This window comes from Acinetobacter sp. 24-47-47 (assembly GCF_057737035.1).
In genome coordinates this window covers 1,724,422-1,742,025 of record NZ_CM173216.1, presented here as the reverse complement: position 1 = coordinate 1,742,025, position 17,604 = coordinate 1,724,422, and the positions used below count along the sequence as shown (strand labels likewise).

15 protein-coding genes are annotated in these 17,604 nt (G+C 37.7%); 9 read left to right on the top strand and 6 right to left on the bottom strand.

Features of this window, described 5'->3' with window-relative positions:
* Positions 1 to 132: 132 nt before the first annotated feature.
* Positions 133 to 1,191 (bottom strand): type II asparaginase, encoded by a 1,059-nt coding sequence (locus AC1M9E_RS08190; protein WP_481608061.1) that lies wholly within the window; start codon positions 1,189 to 1,191, stop codon positions 133 to 135.
* Between the two features lie 186 nt (positions 1,192 to 1,377).
* Positions 1,378 to 2,613, bottom strand: coding sequence for a pyridoxal phosphate-dependent aminotransferase (locus AC1M9E_RS08185; protein WP_035266106.1), 1,236 nt, complete (start codon positions 2,611 to 2,613; stop codon positions 1,378 to 1,380).
* Between the two features lie 151 nt (positions 2,614 to 2,764).
* On the opposite strand from AC1M9E_RS08185, the gene msrB reads away from it, so the two are divergent.
* Positions 2,765 to 3,184 carry a peptide-methionine (R)-S-oxide reductase MsrB gene (gene msrB, locus AC1M9E_RS08180; protein ID WP_481608062.1) on the top strand — a complete coding sequence of 140 codons (420 nt, stop codon included), beginning with the start codon at positions 2,765 to 2,767 and terminating at the stop codon, positions 3,182 to 3,184.
* Positions 3,181 to 3,663: a glutathione peroxidase gene (locus AC1M9E_RS08175; RefSeq protein ID WP_035266096.1), complete on the top strand. Its 483-nt coding sequence runs from the start codon at positions 3,181 to 3,183 to the stop codon at positions 3,661 to 3,663. The genes msrB and AC1M9E_RS08175 overlap by 4 nt, the downstream gene beginning before the upstream one ends.
* A 39-nt stretch (positions 3,664 to 3,702) precedes the next feature.
* On the opposite strand, the gene AC1M9E_RS08170 is transcribed toward AC1M9E_RS08175, so the two are convergent.
* Entirely contained in the window at positions 3,703 to 5,223 is a 1,521-nt protein-coding gene (locus AC1M9E_RS08170) for a flavin-containing monooxygenase (RefSeq protein WP_481608063.1), read from the bottom strand.
* A 155-nt stretch (positions 5,224 to 5,378) separates the two neighbouring features.
* On the opposite strand from AC1M9E_RS08170, the gene AC1M9E_RS08165 reads away from it, so the two are divergent.
* The 5 genes from AC1M9E_RS08165 to AC1M9E_RS08145 all read left to right on the top strand — a co-directional run bounded on the left by AC1M9E_RS08165 (position 5,379) and on the right by AC1M9E_RS08145 (position 12,415).
* Positions 5,379 to 6,389: an AraC family transcriptional regulator gene (locus tag AC1M9E_RS08165; protein WP_481587653.1), complete on the top strand. Its 1,011-nt coding sequence runs from the start codon at positions 5,379 to 5,381 to the stop codon at positions 6,387 to 6,389.
* Positions 6,390 to 6,489: 100 nt separating this feature from the next.
* Positions 6,490 to 7,632, top strand: coding sequence for a cell division protein ZapE (zapE, locus tag AC1M9E_RS08160; protein WP_092767765.1), 1,143 nt, complete (start codon positions 6,490 to 6,492; stop codon positions 7,630 to 7,632).
* Positions 7,633 to 7,987: 355 nt separating this feature from the next.
* Positions 7,988 to 10,150 carry a malate synthase G gene (locus AC1M9E_RS08155; RefSeq protein WP_481608064.1) on the top strand — a complete coding sequence of 721 codons (2,163 nt, stop codon included), beginning with the start codon at positions 7,988 to 7,990 and terminating at the stop codon, positions 10,148 to 10,150.
* A gap of 91 nt (positions 10,151 to 10,241) precedes the next feature.
* Positions 10,242 to 11,690 carry an aldehyde dehydrogenase family protein gene (locus tag AC1M9E_RS08150; RefSeq protein ID WP_481608065.1) on the top strand — a complete coding sequence of 483 codons (1,449 nt, stop codon included), beginning with the start codon at positions 10,242 to 10,244 and terminating at the stop codon, positions 11,688 to 11,690.
* Positions 11,691 to 11,749: 59 nt separating this feature from the next.
* On the top strand, positions 11,750 to 12,415 hold the full coding sequence (locus AC1M9E_RS08145) for an SOS response-associated peptidase (RefSeq protein WP_481592103.1): 666 nt from the start codon (positions 11,750 to 11,752) through the stop codon (positions 12,413 to 12,415).
* Positions 12,416 to 12,432: 17 nt separating this feature from the next.
* On the opposite strand, the gene AC1M9E_RS08140 is transcribed toward AC1M9E_RS08145, so the two are convergent.
* A complete protein-coding gene (locus AC1M9E_RS08140; protein ID WP_035266085.1) occupies positions 12,433 to 12,897 on the bottom strand; it encodes a MarR family winged helix-turn-helix transcriptional regulator in 465 nt (154 codons plus the stop codon).
* Between the two features lie 494 nt (positions 12,898 to 13,391).
* On the opposite strand from AC1M9E_RS08140, the gene AC1M9E_RS08135 reads away from it, so the two are divergent.
* Both AC1M9E_RS08135 and AC1M9E_RS08130 read left to right on the top strand, forming a co-directional pair.
* Positions 13,392 to 14,924, top strand: coding sequence for a TerC family protein (locus AC1M9E_RS08135; RefSeq protein WP_092767773.1), 1,533 nt, complete (start codon positions 13,392 to 13,394; stop codon positions 14,922 to 14,924).
* Positions 14,925 to 15,069: 145 nt separating this feature from the next.
* Positions 15,070 to 15,525 (top strand): hypothetical protein, encoded by a 456-nt coding sequence (locus tag AC1M9E_RS08130; protein ID WP_488224669.1) that lies wholly within the window; start codon positions 15,070 to 15,072, stop codon positions 15,523 to 15,525.
* A 91-nt stretch (positions 15,526 to 15,616) separates the two neighbouring features.
* On the opposite strand, the gene AC1M9E_RS08125 is transcribed toward AC1M9E_RS08130, so the two are convergent.
* Complete coding sequence (locus AC1M9E_RS08125) at positions 15,617 to 15,868, bottom strand: hypothetical protein (protein ID WP_035266079.1); 252 nt, start codon at positions 15,866 to 15,868, stop codon at positions 15,617 to 15,619.
* Between the two features lie 420 nt (positions 15,869 to 16,288).
* On the bottom strand, positions 16,289 to 17,581 hold the full coding sequence (gene brnQ, locus AC1M9E_RS08120) for a branched-chain amino acid transport system II carrier protein (RefSeq protein WP_488224668.1): 1,293 nt from the start codon (positions 17,579 to 17,581) through the stop codon (positions 16,289 to 16,291).
* Between the last annotated feature and the right edge of the window lie 23 nt (positions 17,582 to 17,604).

The following is a 17,604-nucleotide window of genomic DNA, read 5'->3' as shown; positions in this document are numbered from 1 at the left end:
AAGTGATTTAGAGCTGAGAATCCACGATATTTTATATGATTCGCACAAATTATCTTCGATTTGAATAAAGGCGATTTTATATCAATCAAAAAAAGTGCCATTCGGCACTTTTTTATAACATGAAAATTGGGCTTAATATTCCCAGAACATGCGTTGTATTTCTTTTGCATCTTTGGTTTTGGATAAAGCAAGCGCGGTTAAAATTTTAGCTTTTTGAGGGTTGAAGTCATGTGCAACTACCCAACCATATTTGTCATCTGGCTGTTCGGCATTACGGAGAACGAATCCTTGTGGCACTCGTGAAGAACGTACAATTTGTATACCACTTTGCTGAAGTTGATTCAGCGTGGGAACAATATTTTTCGCGACTGAGCCGTTTCCTGTACCTGCATGGACAATGGCTTTAACCCCAGCCTTGGCATACGCTTGATAAGCATCAGGAATCATGTTGCCAGAGCCATAGACAATTTGAACTAATGGGAGTGTATCACCCTTAATATTCTCGATATTAAATTCTGACCGCTGATTAAATCGCTTAACAGAACTTCGGAACCAATAAGGTTTAGATTCTACCAACGTCCCTAAAGCTCCCCATTGGCTTACAAAGGCATTAGTATGAATATTAATGCCTTTAGTCACATCTCGAGCTGCAAAAATACTATCGTTCATAAGGACGAACACCCCCTTATTTTTTGCACTCGGGTCTGCTGCCAGAGCAACTGCACTATATAAATTTAGTGGGCCATCCGCAGATAAAGCCGTCGATGGGCGCATTGAGCCGACAACAACAATAGGTTTTTCCGTTTGTACGACTAGATTAAGAAAAAAAGCGGTTTCTTCTAAAGTATCTGTGCCATGTGTAATGACAACGCCATTTACATCTGACTTTTTAACCAAATCATTGACTTGACGGGCAAGGGAAAGTAATTCTTTGTCTGTAATGCTTTCAGAAGCAACCTGCATTGCTTGTACGCCGCTCACATTGGCTAAATCTTTAATTTGAGGAACGGCACTCAGTAAGTCATCAACTGGAACTTTTGCGGCAGTGTAAGTGGCGCTGTTGGTTGAGCTTGCACCAGCACCCGCAATCGTTCCCCCAGTTGCAACGACGACAACGTTATTTTTAGCAAAGCTCGCTAGGGGTAATAACAAGCCAATCGATAGAGTCAGTGCGGTTAGCGTCTTTTTCATCTTTTTTCCTAAATGTTTTTTATAGTATTGTGCATGGATAATGCTTAATCACGATAAAGGAAAAGAAGGGTGTTTGTATATAATCAAAATGAAATTAATATCATGAAATAATCAAAATATTAAATATAAAACCCCCAGATTGAAATCTGGGGGTTTTAAATACATCATTCACATAAAACGACCGAATTAACGCATTTTTGCTAAGAATCTTCCTAAACGATTGATTGCTTCACGTAATTCATTTTCGGCAGGTAAGAACACCACACGGAAATGATCAGGGGTAGGCCAGTTGAATCCTGTACCTTGAACCAATAAAACTTTTTCTGCTTTGAGGAAGTCAAGCATAAACTGTTCATCATCCTGAATAGGATAAATTTCAGGATCAAGTTTAGGGAAACAATACATTGCACCTTCAGGTTTAACGCAGCTTACACCTGGGATTTCATTCAACATTTGCCAAGCAATATTGCGTTGCTCATACAAACGACCACCTGGACGAATTAAATCGTTGATAGACTGGTAGCCACCCAATGCAGTTTGAATAGCGTATTGAGCTTGATGGTTAGCACACAGGCGCATTGACGCGAGCATATCTAGACCTTCAATATAATCTGCCGCACGAGTCTTATCACCCGTAATTGCCATCCAGCCTGAACGGTATCCAGCAATTCGATAGGATTTAGATAATCCGTTAAATGAAATACACAGTTGATTACCCGCAAGGGCAGCGACCGATACATGTTCGATTCCATCGTAAACGATCTTATCGTAGATCTCATCAGCAAATAAAATCAGGTCATATTTTTTTGCAAGAGCGACAATTTTTTCTAAGACATGGCGTGGATAAACAGCACCCGTTGGGTTGTTCGGATTGATAATCACGATCCCACGAGTATTAGGCGTAATTTTGTTTTCCATATCCTGAATATCAGGATACCAATTATCTTCTTCATCACATTTATAATGAATTGCTGTACCACCAGAAAGATTAACGGCAGCAGTCCATAATGGATAATCTGGCATTGGTACCAGCATTTCATCGCCGTCATCTAACAGGCCTTGCATAGCCATTACAATCAGCTCAGAAACACCATTCCCAATATACACGTCATTGACATGCATATTGAAAATACCTTTTTGTTGATAATACTGACAAACCGCTTTGCGGGCAGGGAAAATCCCTTTTGAGTCTGTATAGCCGATTGCATTTGGTAAGTTCAACGCAACATCATTGATAATTTCTTGAGGTGCTTCAAAACCGAAGGGGGCTGGGTTGCCGATATTGAGTTTAATTATCTTATGTCCGGCTTCTTCCATTTCGTTGGCGGCGCGTAACACAGGTCCACGAATGTCATAGCATACATGCTCGAGCTTAGACGATTTCTTAATTTCGCGTGGAGTAGTGTTACCTAAAACGGACATATTCCCATCCAATTATTTTTGAGTGAATAAAAATAGATTACTAAATATCACAATCTATGTAGAAATTTAGCTAGAAATTTTTCAAGCTCTAGCGTAAATATGAAGGTACTGAAGCATGACATTGAATGTCAAAGATTTAAAGGAGTTAATCATGGGAAAACTCAATAAAACAGACCGAGAATGGCAAAGAGAGTTATCACCAGAGGAGTATCGCATTACCCGTCAAAAGGGAACTGAGCCTGCTTTCACAGGGCGATATTGGAATACCAAACAAGAAGGAACTTATGTTTGTCGTTGCTGTGGCGAACCTTTATTTACTTCAGAAACCAAATATGACAGTGGTTGTGGATGGCCTAGTTTTTATCGTCCAATCAGCCAAACAGTCATTGAAGAACATGACGATCACTCACATGGCATGATTCGTACTGAGATTGTTTGTCATCATTGTGACGCACATCTAGGTCATGTTTTTGAGGATGGACCTGAACCTACAGGTCTTCGTTATTGTGTAAACTCAGCTTCATTAGAATTAAAAACCCAAGAAAAAAATGATGAGGAAACCTATCCATGACCAATATTTATCAATTTGAGGCAGAATTGCTAGAAGGGGAAAATAAGCAATTTTCGGACTATGAAGGTAAAGTGCTATTGATAGTCAACACAGCCAGCAAATGTGGATTTACGCCACAATTTGCAGGGTTGGAAGCGCTGTATGAAAAGTATAAAGATCAAGGTTTTGAGGTATTAGGATTTCCGTGCAATCAATTTGGTGGGCAAGATCCGGGTACGCACGAAGAAATTGGTAGTTTTTGCCAGAGAAATTACGGTGTATCCTTTCCGATGTTCGCTAAAGTGGATGTAAAAGGTCCTGAAGCCCATGTGATTTTTCGGTATCTCACCAACAACAGCAAAGGCATTTTAGGAAGTGGAATTAAGTGGAACTTTACCAAATTTTTGATTGGAAAAGATGGCAAAGTGCTTAATCGGTATGCACCTACAACTAAACCAGAAAGCATTGAAGATGATATTCAAAAAGCGCTGGCTCAGTAAAAAAAATCAGCTCAATTGAGCTGATTTTTTTTTATTCATTTAATTTAAGAAACGATAATCGGCTAGATTTGCATTTTTGGTTTCTAGCCAATACTTCCATGTATAACTCGGCCAAAGTGAAAAATTCTTTCCGCCTTCTTGCTGATACCAACTCACACAGCCAGATTGCCAAACTGTGCCTGCAAATTTTTTTTGGATTTTACGGTTGAATTCTTCTTGGACTACATCTTTGACCACAATTGCTTTAGTCTTGGATTTTTCGACAGCTTCAATCAATTGCAGAATATAATTCACTTGAGATTCGATCATAAAAATTACTGAGTTATGACCTAAAACAGTATTCGGGCCTAAAAGTTGAAAGAGATTTGGAAATCCTTTGGTAGAAATTCCATAGTAGCTTTCAGCACCCTCTTTCCATGCTTCTTTCAACTCAATACCATTTTCGCCATAACATTTAAAATCTTTTAAATAAATTCGTGGATCAGTAATAAAACCAGTACCGTAAATTAAGCAATCTATTTCTCGAACTTGACCATCTTTGGTAACAATCGCATTTTCAGTAATTTCTTGAATGCTGCCCGTCACGAGCTCTACATTCTTGCGATTAAATGTTGGGAAATATCGATTTGATACCAAAATTCTTTTACACCCCATGGTGTAATCTGGTGTCAGTTTTTTTGCTATTTCTTTATCTTTGACTTGGAAGCGAATGAAAGCTTCTGCAAGTTTTTGACCCAGTCGCATCATTTGAGGTTTTACAATCGGAACTACGCGTGATTCGTTAGACCAATATAAGCGTGCTCGATGCAATTTTCTAAACCAGTCGTATTGGGCAAATAGTTTTTTGTCTAAAGCATTATAAGCTCGTTCATCGCGCGGTATTACCCATGCAGCCGTTCTTTGAAACACGTATAACTGTTTGGTTTTTGGTGCAATCTCAGGAATATATTGAATTGCACTTCCACCTGTGCCGATACTGGCTACACGTTTACCATTCAGGTCATAAGCATGATTCCAAGATGAGGAGTGGAATACTTCGCCTTTAAATTTTTCGATTCCTTTAATCTTTGGAATTTGAGGAATATGCAATGGACCAGAGGCAAAAATAAGGAATTGACTGTGTAGAGCACTTTGATTCTTGATGGATATTTCCCACGTATGAGCTTGCTCATCGAAGCGTGTCGAAATGACTTCGGTATCAAATTGAATAAATTTTTTTAAATCATATTCTTGAATAAGATCTTGAATGTATTGGAAAATTTCAGGTGCTTCAGCATATCGTTTTGTCCAATCAGATTTTGGTGCAAAAGATAATGAATACATATGAGACTGCACATCACATGCAGCACCTGGGTATTGATTTTCACGCCAAGTACCACCTACATCTTTAGCTTTTTCAAGAATAACAAAATCTTCAATGCCGCGTTTAAGAAGTTGAATAGCTGTGGCTAATCCTCCAAATCCGGCGCCGATAATCGCAATTTTAGAATTTTTCTTGATGAATTGCGTTTCAGTTAAGTCGACTGAATTTGTATCTAGCTGATCTGATGTAACTTCCATTTTAATACTCGTTTATATTATTTGAAGCTATCATAAGCAGTCTGGACTGAAACTGACATGATTTCATTGACATTTAATATTGATATTTTCGGCAATATTCTTTCCCTTTTTTTTAGGGTAAAACATATGCAACTTTAATTTTAAAATTCTGATTTATGAAAAGGTCGATTCTAGGTTTGTTGTATCTCATACAGGGTATGCGACAAGTCGGAATAAATGTGGACGAAAGATTGGAAGCTGTCGGTTTAAAGGCGGACGCCTTAGATCCGAGTTCAACGATTCAACCTGAATTAGAACAAATCATTCAAAGAATTATTGCTAAAGGGGTTAACCCGCTGCTCGGTTTAGATGTCGGTCAACATTATGCGCTCGCAGGCTATGGTCCGCTTCTCATGCTATTGGTCACAAGCCCGAATGTCGGTGCGGCTCTCACAAATGGAATACGCTATCAAGCGCTTACCCATTTATCGGGTAGACTTACATTAGAGCAGACGAGTGTCTATGCGGCTTTATGTTATGAGCCTCTCAATTTACAAAGTGAAGTTGATGAGTTCAGGGCTCAATGTGAAATTTCAGGTACGGTTAAATTCGTGCAAGATATCTACAAAATGATAGGATTGCCTTTTCCTGAAGTGCAGATTGAATTGCCGTTTTCACGACCGAAAGAATCCATTTTTTTGAACAAGTATTTGAATTATTTCAGTGAACAAGTTCGGTTTGAACAAGACAAATTTCGACTGATTTTTGATGCAGAAATTTTAGAATTGAAGTTGCCTTCAGCTGATCAAATCACATTTAATGTCCACCAACAAAGATGTAATGCTGAGATCGAAAGATTAAATGCGCAACAATTGAATCAACACCAGTTGATTCAAAGAATTCACGATTATTTGGATTTACAAACGGGGCAGATTCCAACAATGGCAGAAACTGCTCAAGCTTTGAATATTCCAGAGCGTACTTTGCGACATCAGCTTAACCAACTGAATACAAGCTATAAGCAAATACGGGAGCAACTCATTCGAGAGAAAGCGCTTCGATTGATTGAGTACAAAGAGTATTCGATCGAAGTAATAGCTGAAATGCTTGGATATTCAGAACCTGCAGCATTTAACCATGCTTTTAAAAGATGGTTTGGACAAAGTCCACGACAGTATGGGAAATAACCTCAGCATGTATGCTCAAATGGTATATGCCAAAGTGTTATTTATCATTTTTTTAAATATTCGTTATACTTCCGACGGCCTAAAAAAGTAATCTATATCTATGTTCCATTCTCATTCTTCGCAAAATAGTTTAAGTCACACTCCGCAATCACCTGCAGAACGTTATGCTCACGCAATTTCGTCAGGACAATTTATGCCTGATGATGCTCAAGCTCAAGCTGTACATGAACTTAATCGTGTTTGGGAAGAACTGATCTTACGATATAAAGCTTCTAAAAAAGCGTTTCGACGTTTTCGCCGTCAAACAGCCCCTAAGGGTGTTTATATGTGGGGTGGTGTTGGGCGTGGAAAAACTTGGTTGATGGACCAGTTTTATGATGCGATACCTTTCCGTCGCAAGACGCGTATGCATTTCCATCATTTTATGCAATATGTGCATAAAGAGTTAAATAAAAATTCAGGACAACAAAATCCACTCGACATCGTTGCTGATCAAATTTACAAAGATGCGGTTGTGATTTGTTTTGATGAATTCTTTGTATCAAATGTCACTGATGCGATGATTTTAAGTGATTTATTCCAAAAGCTATTTGTTCGTGGAATTACACTTGTTGCAACATCAAACATTGCACCAGATGGTTTATACAAGAACGGCATACATCGCGACCGCTTTATTCCAACGATTGAAATGGTAAAAAAGAACTGTGTCATTTTGAATGTGGATGCAGGTGTTGACTATCGTTTGCGTGTACTGAAACAAGCGCAATTGTTCAAATCACCTTTAAGCCATGATAATCAGGTATGGATGGCACAACGTTTTTCAGCATTAACCAGTGCTCAAAATGTCAGTGAAGAACCGATCATCATTAATGGACGTAATGTCGATACGATTGGTCATACTGAAGATGTATTGTGGTGTGAGTTTTCTGAACTCTGTATGAAGCCACGAAGTCCTGCGGACTTTATCGAAATTGCGAATACTTATAATACAGTCCTAGTCAGTAATGTTCCCGATCTGAATGATTATTTATCAGAAGGGACACGCCGATTCATTTATTTAGTCGATGAGTTTTATGATCGTGGTGTTAAATTATTACTGACCTCACATGCCAGTATCATTGATATATATAGTGGCGAAAAATTAGCGTTTGAAATCGAACGTACACGTTCACGTTTACTTGAAATGCAATCAGATGACTATTTACAATCTGCGCATCGACAAATTGATAAGCCCGCTGAATAAATGTGAGAATTCACAAATGAACCCAAACAGATGATGTTTGGGTTTTTTTTATTTGGAGTGGAATAAATTTGAAATCGTTCCTTAAAAGCGTAGAGAAAATAGACATATTGGTTTAAATTAAATCAGATTTGATGGAAATTGGCACTTAAGTCTAATTTCTACCTTTATAAAACTTTATACACTGTAATTAGATTGTTGAATTAAAACGACTCAATAAGTAATAGATCAAAAGTCTCATCTGATTGGTGTCTATAATAAATGATCACTATTTAGCAATGTGATATTACTATTCAGCAATTTATAAATGGGTATACTAGATTCTCTTGTATAAAAAGTAGCAATATCAGGAAAGACAATGACTGCACGTATTCAGAAAGGCAAGTTAGCGATTGCTAAAGAACTCTACGATTTCATCGAAAATGAAGCACTACCAGGTTCTGGTTTAGACAGTGAAACTTACTGGAAAAACTTTGAACAAGTCGTTGTTGATCTTAGCCCAAAAAATAAAGCACTCTTGGCTAAGCGTGATCACATTCAAGCGAAAATTGATGAATGGCACCGCAATAATAAATTTGAATTAGGAGCTTACAAAGCTTTCCTGACAGAAATTGGCTACTTATTACCAGAAGTAGAAGATTTTCAAATTACAACTGAAAATGTAGATGAAGAAATCGCACTATTGGCGGGTGCACAATTGGTTGTGCCTGTACGTAATGCACGTTACTGCTTGAACGCTGCAAATGCTCGTTGGGGCTCTTTATATGACGCATTGTATGGTTTCGATGTCATCTCGGAAGAAGGCGGTGCGGAAAAAGGTAAGGGGTATAACCCTGTTCGTGGCGAAAAAGTTATCGCTTTTGCTAAAAATTTCTTAAATGCAACTTTCCCTTTAGCAAATGGATCACATGCGGATGCTACGAAATACGCTGTTGAAGCAAAAAAATTAGTGGTAACGCTTAAAGATGGCAGCACAACGAATTTGGCTAAAGAAGCTCAATTTGTAGGTTTTAATGGTGAAGAGTCTGCGCCGACAGAGATCGTTTTATTAAATAATGGTCTACATGTCATCATTGAAATCGATGCGACAAGCCCAATTGGTCAAACGGATGCTGCTGGCGTAAAAGATCTTGTTTTAGAATCTGCGGTAACAACGATCCAAGATTTGGAAGACTCAATTGCTGCGGTTGATGCTGAAGAAAAAGTTGAAGGCTACCGTAACTGGTTAGGTTTGATGAAGGGTACTTTGGAAGAGAAAATCGAGAAAAATGGTAAAACCATTACTCGTGCTTTAAACAAAGACCGTACCCACAAAAATCTGATCGGTGGCGAAACAACTTTACACGGTCGTTCATTGATGCTTCTTCGTAACGTTGGTCATTTGATGACGAACCCGGCGATCCTAGTGGATGGTCAAGAAATCTATGAAGGTATCATGGATGCATTGATCACACCGTTATTAACGTTTGCTGACATCAAAGGTCAAAATGAAATCAAGAACTCTCGTAAAGGTTCTATGTATATCGTTAAACCTAAGATGCATGGCCCTGAAGAAGTTGCATTTGCAGTTGAACTATTTGAGCGTGCAGAACAAGCTCTAGGTTTGCCAGCAAAAACACTTAAAATCGGGATCATGGATGAAGAGCGCCGTACTTCTGTAAACTTGAAAAACTGTATTGCTCAAGCGAAAGATCGTACCATCTTCATTAACACAGGATTCATGGACCGTACAGGTGACGAAATCCATACCTTTATGGAAGCAGGTCCATTCGTTCGTAAGGGTGAAGTTAAATCTCAAATTTGGTTCCCTGCATATGAAAACCGTAACGTGATGGTTGGTTTACAAGCAGGCTTACGTGGCAAAGCACAAATTGGTAAAGGCATGTGGCCTAAACCAGATATGCTTTTAGATATGTATAAAACCAAAATTGAGCATCCTGAAGCTGGTGCGAGCTGTGCTTGGGTTCCTTCACCATCTGGTGCTGTAATTCATGCGATTCACTATCACCAATGTAATGTTTCAGCGCGTCAAAAAGAGTTGTTAAAAACTGAAGCATTACCTTTAGATGATTTATTAACTCCACCATTAGCGACTGATACGAATTGGACTGATGAAGAGAAAACCAAAGAGTTAGAAAATAACCTTCAGGGTATTCTTGGTTATGTTGTTCGTTGGGTTGATTTGGGTGTTGGTTGTTCTAAAGTTCCAGACATCAACAACGTTGGTTTGATGGAAGACCGTGCAACTTTACGTATTTCATCTCAACACGTTGCTAACTGGTTACGTCACGGTATCGTGACTAAAGAGCAAGTTGAAGAAGTAATGCAACGTATGGCTAAAATTGTAGATGAGCAAAATGTGAACGATCCAGCGTACACACCAATGGCGCCTGGGTTTGACGGTTATGCTTACCAAGCAGCATATGATTTAGTGTTTAAAGGTGCTGAACAACCATCAGGTTATACAGAACCATTACTTCATGCTTACCGCTTGAAGCTTAAAGGTTACACTGGTGACTAATTAAAATAAAAAAGCCTCTCCGGAGGCTTTTTTTACGATTGTGTAAAATAGTTGACCATTGGGTAAAAAGTGGCATGTAGAGGGACATAAAATGACGCAATATTCAAATTTAAATCAACAGTTTATTAACGGTTTTTGGTTAAAAGGCTCTTCAGAGCGTGTCATACAAAATTTAAATCCATTTGATTTAAAAGAAATACACCAAATTCAAGCGGCGAATCAGTCTGATGTTGATCTCGCTTTTTCTGCAGCACAACAAGCATTTGATCTTGGCTTAATTACCTCTGCTGTAGATCGCAAGAAAATCATTCAGAAGCTGCATGACATTATACAATTACGTAAAGACGAAATTATAGATTGGCTGATTACCGAGTCTGGAAGTACGCGTCTCAAGGCAAATATTGAAGTAGGTGCTGCGCTTGATATTATCTCAGAATCATTCACTTTTCCTGATCAAATCCAAACTGTTCAGCTAGAAAGTAAAGATCCTGCGAGAAAAAGTTTTTATCAACGCAAAGCGTTGGGTGTTATTGCTGTCATTAGCCCTTGGAATTTTCCATTTCATTTGTCAATGCGATCGGTTGTTTGCGCAATCGCATGTGGAAATACAGTGGTACTAAAACCTGCGAGTGACACACCTGTTACAGGTGGAACATTATTAGGGAAATTGTTTGAAGAGGCGGGTGTGCCCGCTGGTGTACTGAATGTCATTGTGGGTAGTGGTAGTGAAATAGGGGATTATTTTGTCGAGCATCCTATCCCGAAGATGATTTCATTCACTGGCTCTACAGAAGTAGGACAAAATGTTGGTGCTAAAGCGATGGCCAGCTCTAGAATCAAACGACTTGCTTTAGAGCTTGGGGGGAATGCGCCATTATTAATTCTTAAAGATGCAGATTTAGATTTGGCAGTCGATTTGACGATCAAGGGGCGCTTCCTTCACCAAGGTCAAATCTGTATGAGCACTAATCGTGTCATCGTAGATCAATCGATTCACAATGAATATGTTGAAAAGCTTTTAAACAAAGTCAAAGATATTCCTGTGGGTGATCCTAATCTTGATGAGACGCTTATAGGACCTATTATTAATAATACACAAGTGAAACAGCATCAACGAATCATTGATCAGGCTCAAATAGAAGGTGCTAAGTTGGTCTATGCTGGGGGTATTGAGAATAATTTGGTTTCACCTCATGTGTTTATCGATGTATTGCCGACATATGCAATTGCTCAAGAGGAAAGCTTCGGACCAATTCTGCCGATCATCAGAGCAGATGATGAAGCACATGCAATAAAAATCGCCAATGACACACCGTTTGGTTTATCTGGTGCTGTATGTACATCTGATATTGAGCGCGGAGTAGAAATCGCTTCAAAACTCGATATTGGAATGACACATATTAATGGTATAAGTGTCGCGGACCATGCTAATGCACCATTCGGTGGAGAAAAGAACTCTGGATTAGGGCGCTTTAATGGGCATTGGATTATGGATGAATTCACGCGTACACACTGGATGACAGTACCAATATCATCATAATGAACTGAATTGGATCGGCTATAATAGCCTAAGTTTTTTATAGTATTGAAAATTATGCTATGTGTGCCAACTTTAAGCCAATACAAGCGCATCAAATCCAAGCATTAGAACTTCCACATATTTCATTTGAATATGTGGAAGAGGTTTATCCAAGCTACGAAACCCCGTTATTATTTAAATCTGATCATAGCTACGAGTGGAGGTTAGTTAATTTTGGTTTTATACCAAAATGGGCAACTGATACAGAAATAGCGAAGAAAACCTATAATGCACGCAATGAAACATTAAGCGAAAAAAGAAGTTTTCAAGAAGCATTTGAAAAATGTAAATTTGGTGTAATTCCAGTCACTGAGTTTTATGAAGCAAAATATATTAATGGACGACCGCAACGATGGGGTGTGAGAAGAAAAGATGGTCAGGCATTTTTTATCGCAGCGTTGTATGAAATCACGAAAATTGATCAAATTATTTATCGTTCAGCAACGATGATTACCATGGATGCTATTCATCACGAAATGATGAAGGATTTTCATGAGCCTGGAGATGTTAAACGGTCAGTAATTATTATTCCGCACCATAAATTAGATCAGTGGTTGAGTTTAAAATCCCCCGACATTCAGAACTTTGTTGAAGGCTTTCCAGTAGGGGAATTTGAATGTTTTTATTGTCCAAAACCACGGCAGAACAATACAGCCCAACTCAATATGTTTGATGATGGGCTTTAATCTAAAGTTTAGGAAAATTAATGCGCTAAATTTTTGAAAATATGCTTTAAGCTTTCCATTAGTTTTTCAATTTGAAGTGGGGTTAATCCCTCAAATGTTTGTTCAAGAACCACACTCATCAGGTCATTAATTTTTTTTGTCATTTCTAAACCTTTTGGTGTTAGTACCACACGCGTAATACGGGCATCGTTTTCACACGAGTAAGTGTCAACCATTCCTTCATCTTTTAAACGGTAAACGATTTTTGTAGTCGTCGACATTTTTGACACAATCATGTCAGAGAGTTCTGAAACACTTGCATCTGGTTTAGTAGACAATGCGACAAGCAAACGTCGACGAGAATTATCAACGCCATACTTTTTGAGCACATGGTCAACATTCAGTACATACTGAGAATGGACTTGAGTGATCCAATAGAATGGAAAATTTTCGAGTTCAAAATTTTCAGATGAAGGTAAAAATTTTGCATATTTTTTTGACATCGCTACGTCCTTGTCAGTGTAACTTAATTGTTTTTATTAATTTAAATATTACATGAAGCATAACCTATATTAAAAGAACTATGTTCAAATAATCAACTTATGTTCAAGCGCTTACCTTAAATCAGACAAAAGGTATGACACCTATTGACTTCAGTTTTATAAAACATATTTCAATGATCTGTAAATATCTTTATGTCAATTCCACGCTGACCAAATTCTATTGAAAAATAGAGGAACTATAACTTGGCACTGATATTTTTTTTTGTGTCGAAAATGTCAAAGACTATTCAAGGATGGCAATTACGACTAAAGATATGATCTAAATTTACATAAAAAATTGTTTTGAACATAAAAAAAGTAATTACAAAATAAAATTCTTATGCATAATAGTTTCATCATTTCTGAAAAGGTAACTTTATATATGGACCCGTCGCCGTGTTGGCCTAATTTAGCTTCTTACATTATCTTAAATAATAAGAACCAGGAGATCTAATATGGAATTTTTATTGGATCCTGGCATTTGGATAGGGTTAATTACCCTTATCATTCTTGAAATCGTTTTAGGTATTGATAACTTAGTATTTATTGCGATACTTGCAGAAAAACTTCCTCCAGAACAACGTGATAAAGCCCGTGTAATCGGTTTATCCCTCGCATTATTAATGCGTCTAGGTCTACTTTTTGCGATCTCGTGGTTAGTGACTTTAACTCAACCATTGATTGAAATTTTTGGAAAAACATTCTCAGGTCGGGATTTGATATTACTGTTTGGTGGTCTATTCCTTGTGTATAAGGCTGTCAATGAACTCCATGAAAAAATGGAGGGTAAACCCGAGATTAAAACGAATAACAATGTCGTATACGCTGGTTTTGCTGCAGTTGTGGCTCAGATCGTCGTGCTTGATGCGGTATTTTCACTCGACTCAGTGATCACTGCGATTGGTATGGTGGATAATATTTACGTGATGATGGCTGCGATGATTGTGGCTATGGTTGTCATGTTAATTGCATCAAAACCGTTAACTACGTTTGTTAACCGTCATCCTACGGTGGTTATCCTTTGTTTAAGTTTCTTGTTATTGATCGGTGTAAGTCTAATCGCTGAAGGTTTTGGATTCCATATCCCTAAAGGTTATATTTATTCAGGTATTGGTGTTGCAATTCTAATTGAAGCATTCAATCAATTTTCGAATCGTAATCTTGAAAAAAATCAAGCGAAGATCCCGTTACGTCATCGAACTGCAGATTCAATTTTGAAATTGATGGGCAGTAAATTGGATGCCGATATTGCAACATCCAAAGAAGTTGAAGAAATTCAACAAGCTTTTGGTGATGAAGAGCGTTATATGGTTGGTGGTGTGCTATCACTTGCTGAACGTTCAGTTGCTTCAATTATGACACCTCGAAATCAAATTTCTTGGGTTAATATTGAGGACGATGCCGAAGCAATTCGTGAACAGGTATTAGCTGTACCTCATAGTCTTTTCCCAGTTTGTCGTGGACAATTGGATAAAGTCATCACGATTGTACGTGCAAAAGAATTGATTGATGCATTAGATGATCCAGATCAACTAAAAGATTTGATGAAACGTGTCCGTCCTATTTTCATTTATGAAAAAATGAAAGTGATTGATGCAATTAATACATTAAGAACTTCTAAAGGTTCATTGGTACTTGTTACAAATGAATATGGCAATATTCAAGGCTTAATCTCACCATTAGATGTTTTTGAAGCAATTGCTGGTGAATTCCCAGATGCTGATGAACAGCTTGAATTGGTTAAAATCGATGATACCACTTGGAAGGCGTCTGGTATGTTAGATTTATATCAATTAGAGCTGGCGCTCGATATATTAGATTTAGATCTGGTGCAAGAAGACTCAGGTTACTTTAGTGTTGCAGGACTGATTTTAGATAAAACGAGTGGGGCGGTTGAAGTTGGTATGTTGATTGAACACCAAGGGGTTAATTTCGAAATTCTAGAAATGGAAGATAATCGAATTAAAACCGTTAAAATCACGCTTTAAACTCTAATAAAAAAGCTCCTTATTGGAGCTTTTTTTTGGCTTAAATTTCTATATAAGGTATGGAGGTAGCCAAGTAGTAGTACGAAATATGAGATAAGATGCTAAACATATTGCAATCTGTTTTATAGCGAAGGAATGTAAGATCATGATTGATCAAATGGAATTATCGGTAAGACTTGCTATTTTTTTTAGTGGTATTTTTTTATTGACGGGTATGCTTACTGGCGTTTGGAAGTATGTGCAAATCAGCTTATCTAAACAAGCTCGAGCACATTGTTATGTTGATATTGCGCATAGGAGTAGTTTGCTATATGCACCTGCAACGTTAATTCTAGCGGTTATGGCATATTTTTCAGCGTTGAATGAATCGACAAATTTGCTCTTTATTTTGATTAATATTTTCTTTTTTGCACTTTCAATTTTAAGTTATATTTTGCATGGCTTATTGAAAGATACGACAAATCAGTTCAAAGAACCACATCAATTAGGGCGTATTGAATTACCAAAATTGCTCATGAGAGGTGCGATGGTACTATTGGTCTTAGGTGAGGTTGGGGCGACCTTAGGTTTGCTTTATGGTTTATATGTTGGGTTATTCTAATAAGTAGAGCAGAATTGAAAAACTTGTTATTTTGATAGAGTGCTTTAAATGATGACATTGACTTTAAGATGGATGCTTTGGCATCCATCTCTTAGTCTAAATGTGCTTCTTGATCAGAAAGCTTTTGAGTACGATATTTCGTGTCAATAAAGGCCCACACGTAAAATGCTAGCGTCGCAGCAAGTGCATAAGCAAAATATTCAAGCTTCAACGTGCCTTGAATTGTACCTTGCACAACAAGTGTCAGCATGAGAGCAAACATTGTGCTTAAAAAAACGACAGCATTGTTGTTCGCTTTAAGAGTATTAATGAAGACTTGCTTGTTGAAATGTAATGATAACATCTCCATCCCTCCTGATAATTCATGACAAATCTGAATGATTTAGTCGACTTTGTTTACATACTTGTACAGGGGATTGAAGAATAAAGCAAGTTTTTAACACTCTATTATGTAAATAAATTATGACATTAATATGACAAAAGTCGAAATATTTGAAATTAAGATACTACGTGAGCTAAGTGCTAGAATTATTTCGATAAATCGTGATGAGATGAATAGAGTTTCTTGTAATTCTTTAATCTATTTACTTTTTAGCACCTTGCAAAACAAATAAATAGTAGCAAAAGTCATTCCAAATCAGACTGATGAGGTCAAAGTTAAGGTGGGTAAGCAATAATAGTCTGTTGGATAAACGAGACAATTATTGATTACAGAACAAATACGGCTTGGGTAAAACAATATTTATTGATAAATCACCTGAATTTACTTCTTAAGTCTATCCAGTATGTAGACAATGACAAATACAACTAAAGAAGGAATCAACCATGCTAAATTTTGTTCAGCCAATGGTAGATTGTTCATAAATGCTGGCAAGAAATGATCTAATTCTGCAACCTTAAGTCCATCAATAATACCGAATATGAAAGCAACCGCTGTAACAGGCGCAATGACGCGTGGAGTGGAATTAAAGAACTTCCACATAAATCCCATCATGATCACCACAATCGCTGGTGGGTAGATTGCACTTAATACAGGTACAGAGAAGGCGATTAACTTGGTTAAACCTAAGTTGGAAATGACAAATGAGAAACCAACAAGAATGAAAACCCATTTTTTGTAAGTAATCTTCGTGATTTGTGAGAAATATTCTGCACATGCACAAGTCAAACCAATTGCCGTAACCATGCATGCGATAAAAATCATCGCCCCTAGAAAATATGAGCCAAAGTCACCAAAGGCATGCTGAACATAGCCATGGAGAATAATGGCACCATTTGCAGCGTTAGGTGCAGCCTCGTGACTACTCAGTCCAAGTTTAAATAGGCTAATGTAAACCAGTGTAAGGCCAATACCTGAAATTAAACTTGCGATTACTGCATATTTGGTAATTAACTTTTGATCAGTTACACCACGTGAACGTATCGCATTAATAATGACAATACCAAATACTAAAGCTCCTAAAGTGTCCATGGTTAAATAACCATTAACAAAACCTTCTGAAACAGGACTATTGATATAGTTTCCAATAGGTGCAGGGATATAATCTGCAGAAACTAAAAAGGCACTACCACCTAAAATGATCAAAGAGAGAATTTTGAGTGGAGATAAAACATAGCCGACAGTATCCAAAATTTTATTCGGATAAAGTGAGATTAACGTTACAAATGCAAAATAAATTGCACTGTAGATCAACAAGGTCGATGAAGACGTTCCAAAATAACTCGAAAAACCAATTTCAAAAGAAACTGTAGCTGTCCGAGGTGTCGCGAAAAGTGGTCCAACAGCAAGATAGCATGCTACGGTTAAGATTAAACTTGCAATCTTACCCAGTGGAGAGCTTAAAAGTTGAATAGAGCCTTCAACACGCGATAGCGCAATGATCGTGATAACAGGAAGGCCAACAGCAGTAATTAAGAAGCCAAAAGCAGCTAACCAAACATGTTCACCCGCTTGTTGAGCAACAATAGGTGGGAAGATAATATTGCCTGCACCGATAAATAGTGCAAAGGTCATAAAACCTAAGGCAATAATGTCCCGTGTACGCAAATTGGTCATAAGGGAGATCGGTTCAAGAAAAA

What these genes read in the sequence shown, in the direction of transcription:
- AC1M9E_RS08190 (WP_481608061.1), bottom strand. Translation starts at nt 1,191, where the DNA reads ATGAAAAAGACGCTAACCGCACTGACTCTATCGATTGGCTTGTTATTA.
- AC1M9E_RS08185 (WP_035266106.1), bottom strand. Translation starts at nt 2,613, where the DNA reads ATGTCCGTTTTAGGTAACACTACTCCACGCGAAATTAAGAAATCGTCT.
- msrB (WP_481608062.1), top strand. Translation starts at nt 2,765, where the DNA reads ATGGGAAAACTCAATAAAACAGACCGAGAATGGCAAAGAGAGTTATCA.
- AC1M9E_RS08175 (WP_035266096.1), top strand. Translation starts at nt 3,181, where the DNA reads ATGACCAATATTTATCAATTTGAGGCAGAATTGCTAGAAGGGGAAAAT.
- AC1M9E_RS08170 (WP_481608063.1), bottom strand. Translation starts at nt 5,223, where the DNA reads ATGGAAGTTACATCAGATCAGCTAGATACAAATTCAGTCGACTTAACT.
- AC1M9E_RS08165 (WP_481587653.1), top strand. Translation starts at nt 5,379, where the DNA reads ATGAAAAGGTCGATTCTAGGTTTGTTGTATCTCATACAGGGTATGCGA.
- zapE (WP_092767765.1), top strand. Translation starts at nt 6,490, where the DNA reads ATGTTCCATTCTCATTCTTCGCAAAATAGTTTAAGTCACACTCCGCAA.
- AC1M9E_RS08155 (WP_481608064.1), top strand. Translation starts at nt 7,988, where the DNA reads ATGACTGCACGTATTCAGAAAGGCAAGTTAGCGATTGCTAAAGAACTC.
- AC1M9E_RS08150 (WP_481608065.1), top strand. Translation starts at nt 10,242, where the DNA reads ATGACGCAATATTCAAATTTAAATCAACAGTTTATTAACGGTTTTTGG.
- AC1M9E_RS08145 (WP_481592103.1), top strand. Translation starts at nt 11,750, where the DNA reads ATGTGTGCCAACTTTAAGCCAATACAAGCGCATCAAATCCAAGCATTA.
- AC1M9E_RS08140 (WP_035266085.1), bottom strand. Translation starts at nt 12,897, where the DNA reads ATGTCAAAAAAATATGCAAAATTTTTACCTTCATCTGAAAATTTTGAA.
- AC1M9E_RS08135 (WP_092767773.1), top strand. Translation starts at nt 13,392, where the DNA reads ATGGAATTTTTATTGGATCCTGGCATTTGGATAGGGTTAATTACCCTT.
- AC1M9E_RS08130 (WP_488224669.1), top strand. Translation starts at nt 15,070, where the DNA reads ATGATTGATCAAATGGAATTATCGGTAAGACTTGCTATTTTTTTTAGT.
- AC1M9E_RS08125 (WP_035266079.1), bottom strand. Translation starts at nt 15,868, where the DNA reads ATGTTATCATTACATTTCAACAAGCAAGTCTTCATTAATACTCTTAAA.
- brnQ (WP_488224668.1), bottom strand. Translation starts at nt 17,581, where the DNA reads ATGACCAATTTGCGTACACGGGACATTATTGCCTTAGGTTTTATGACC.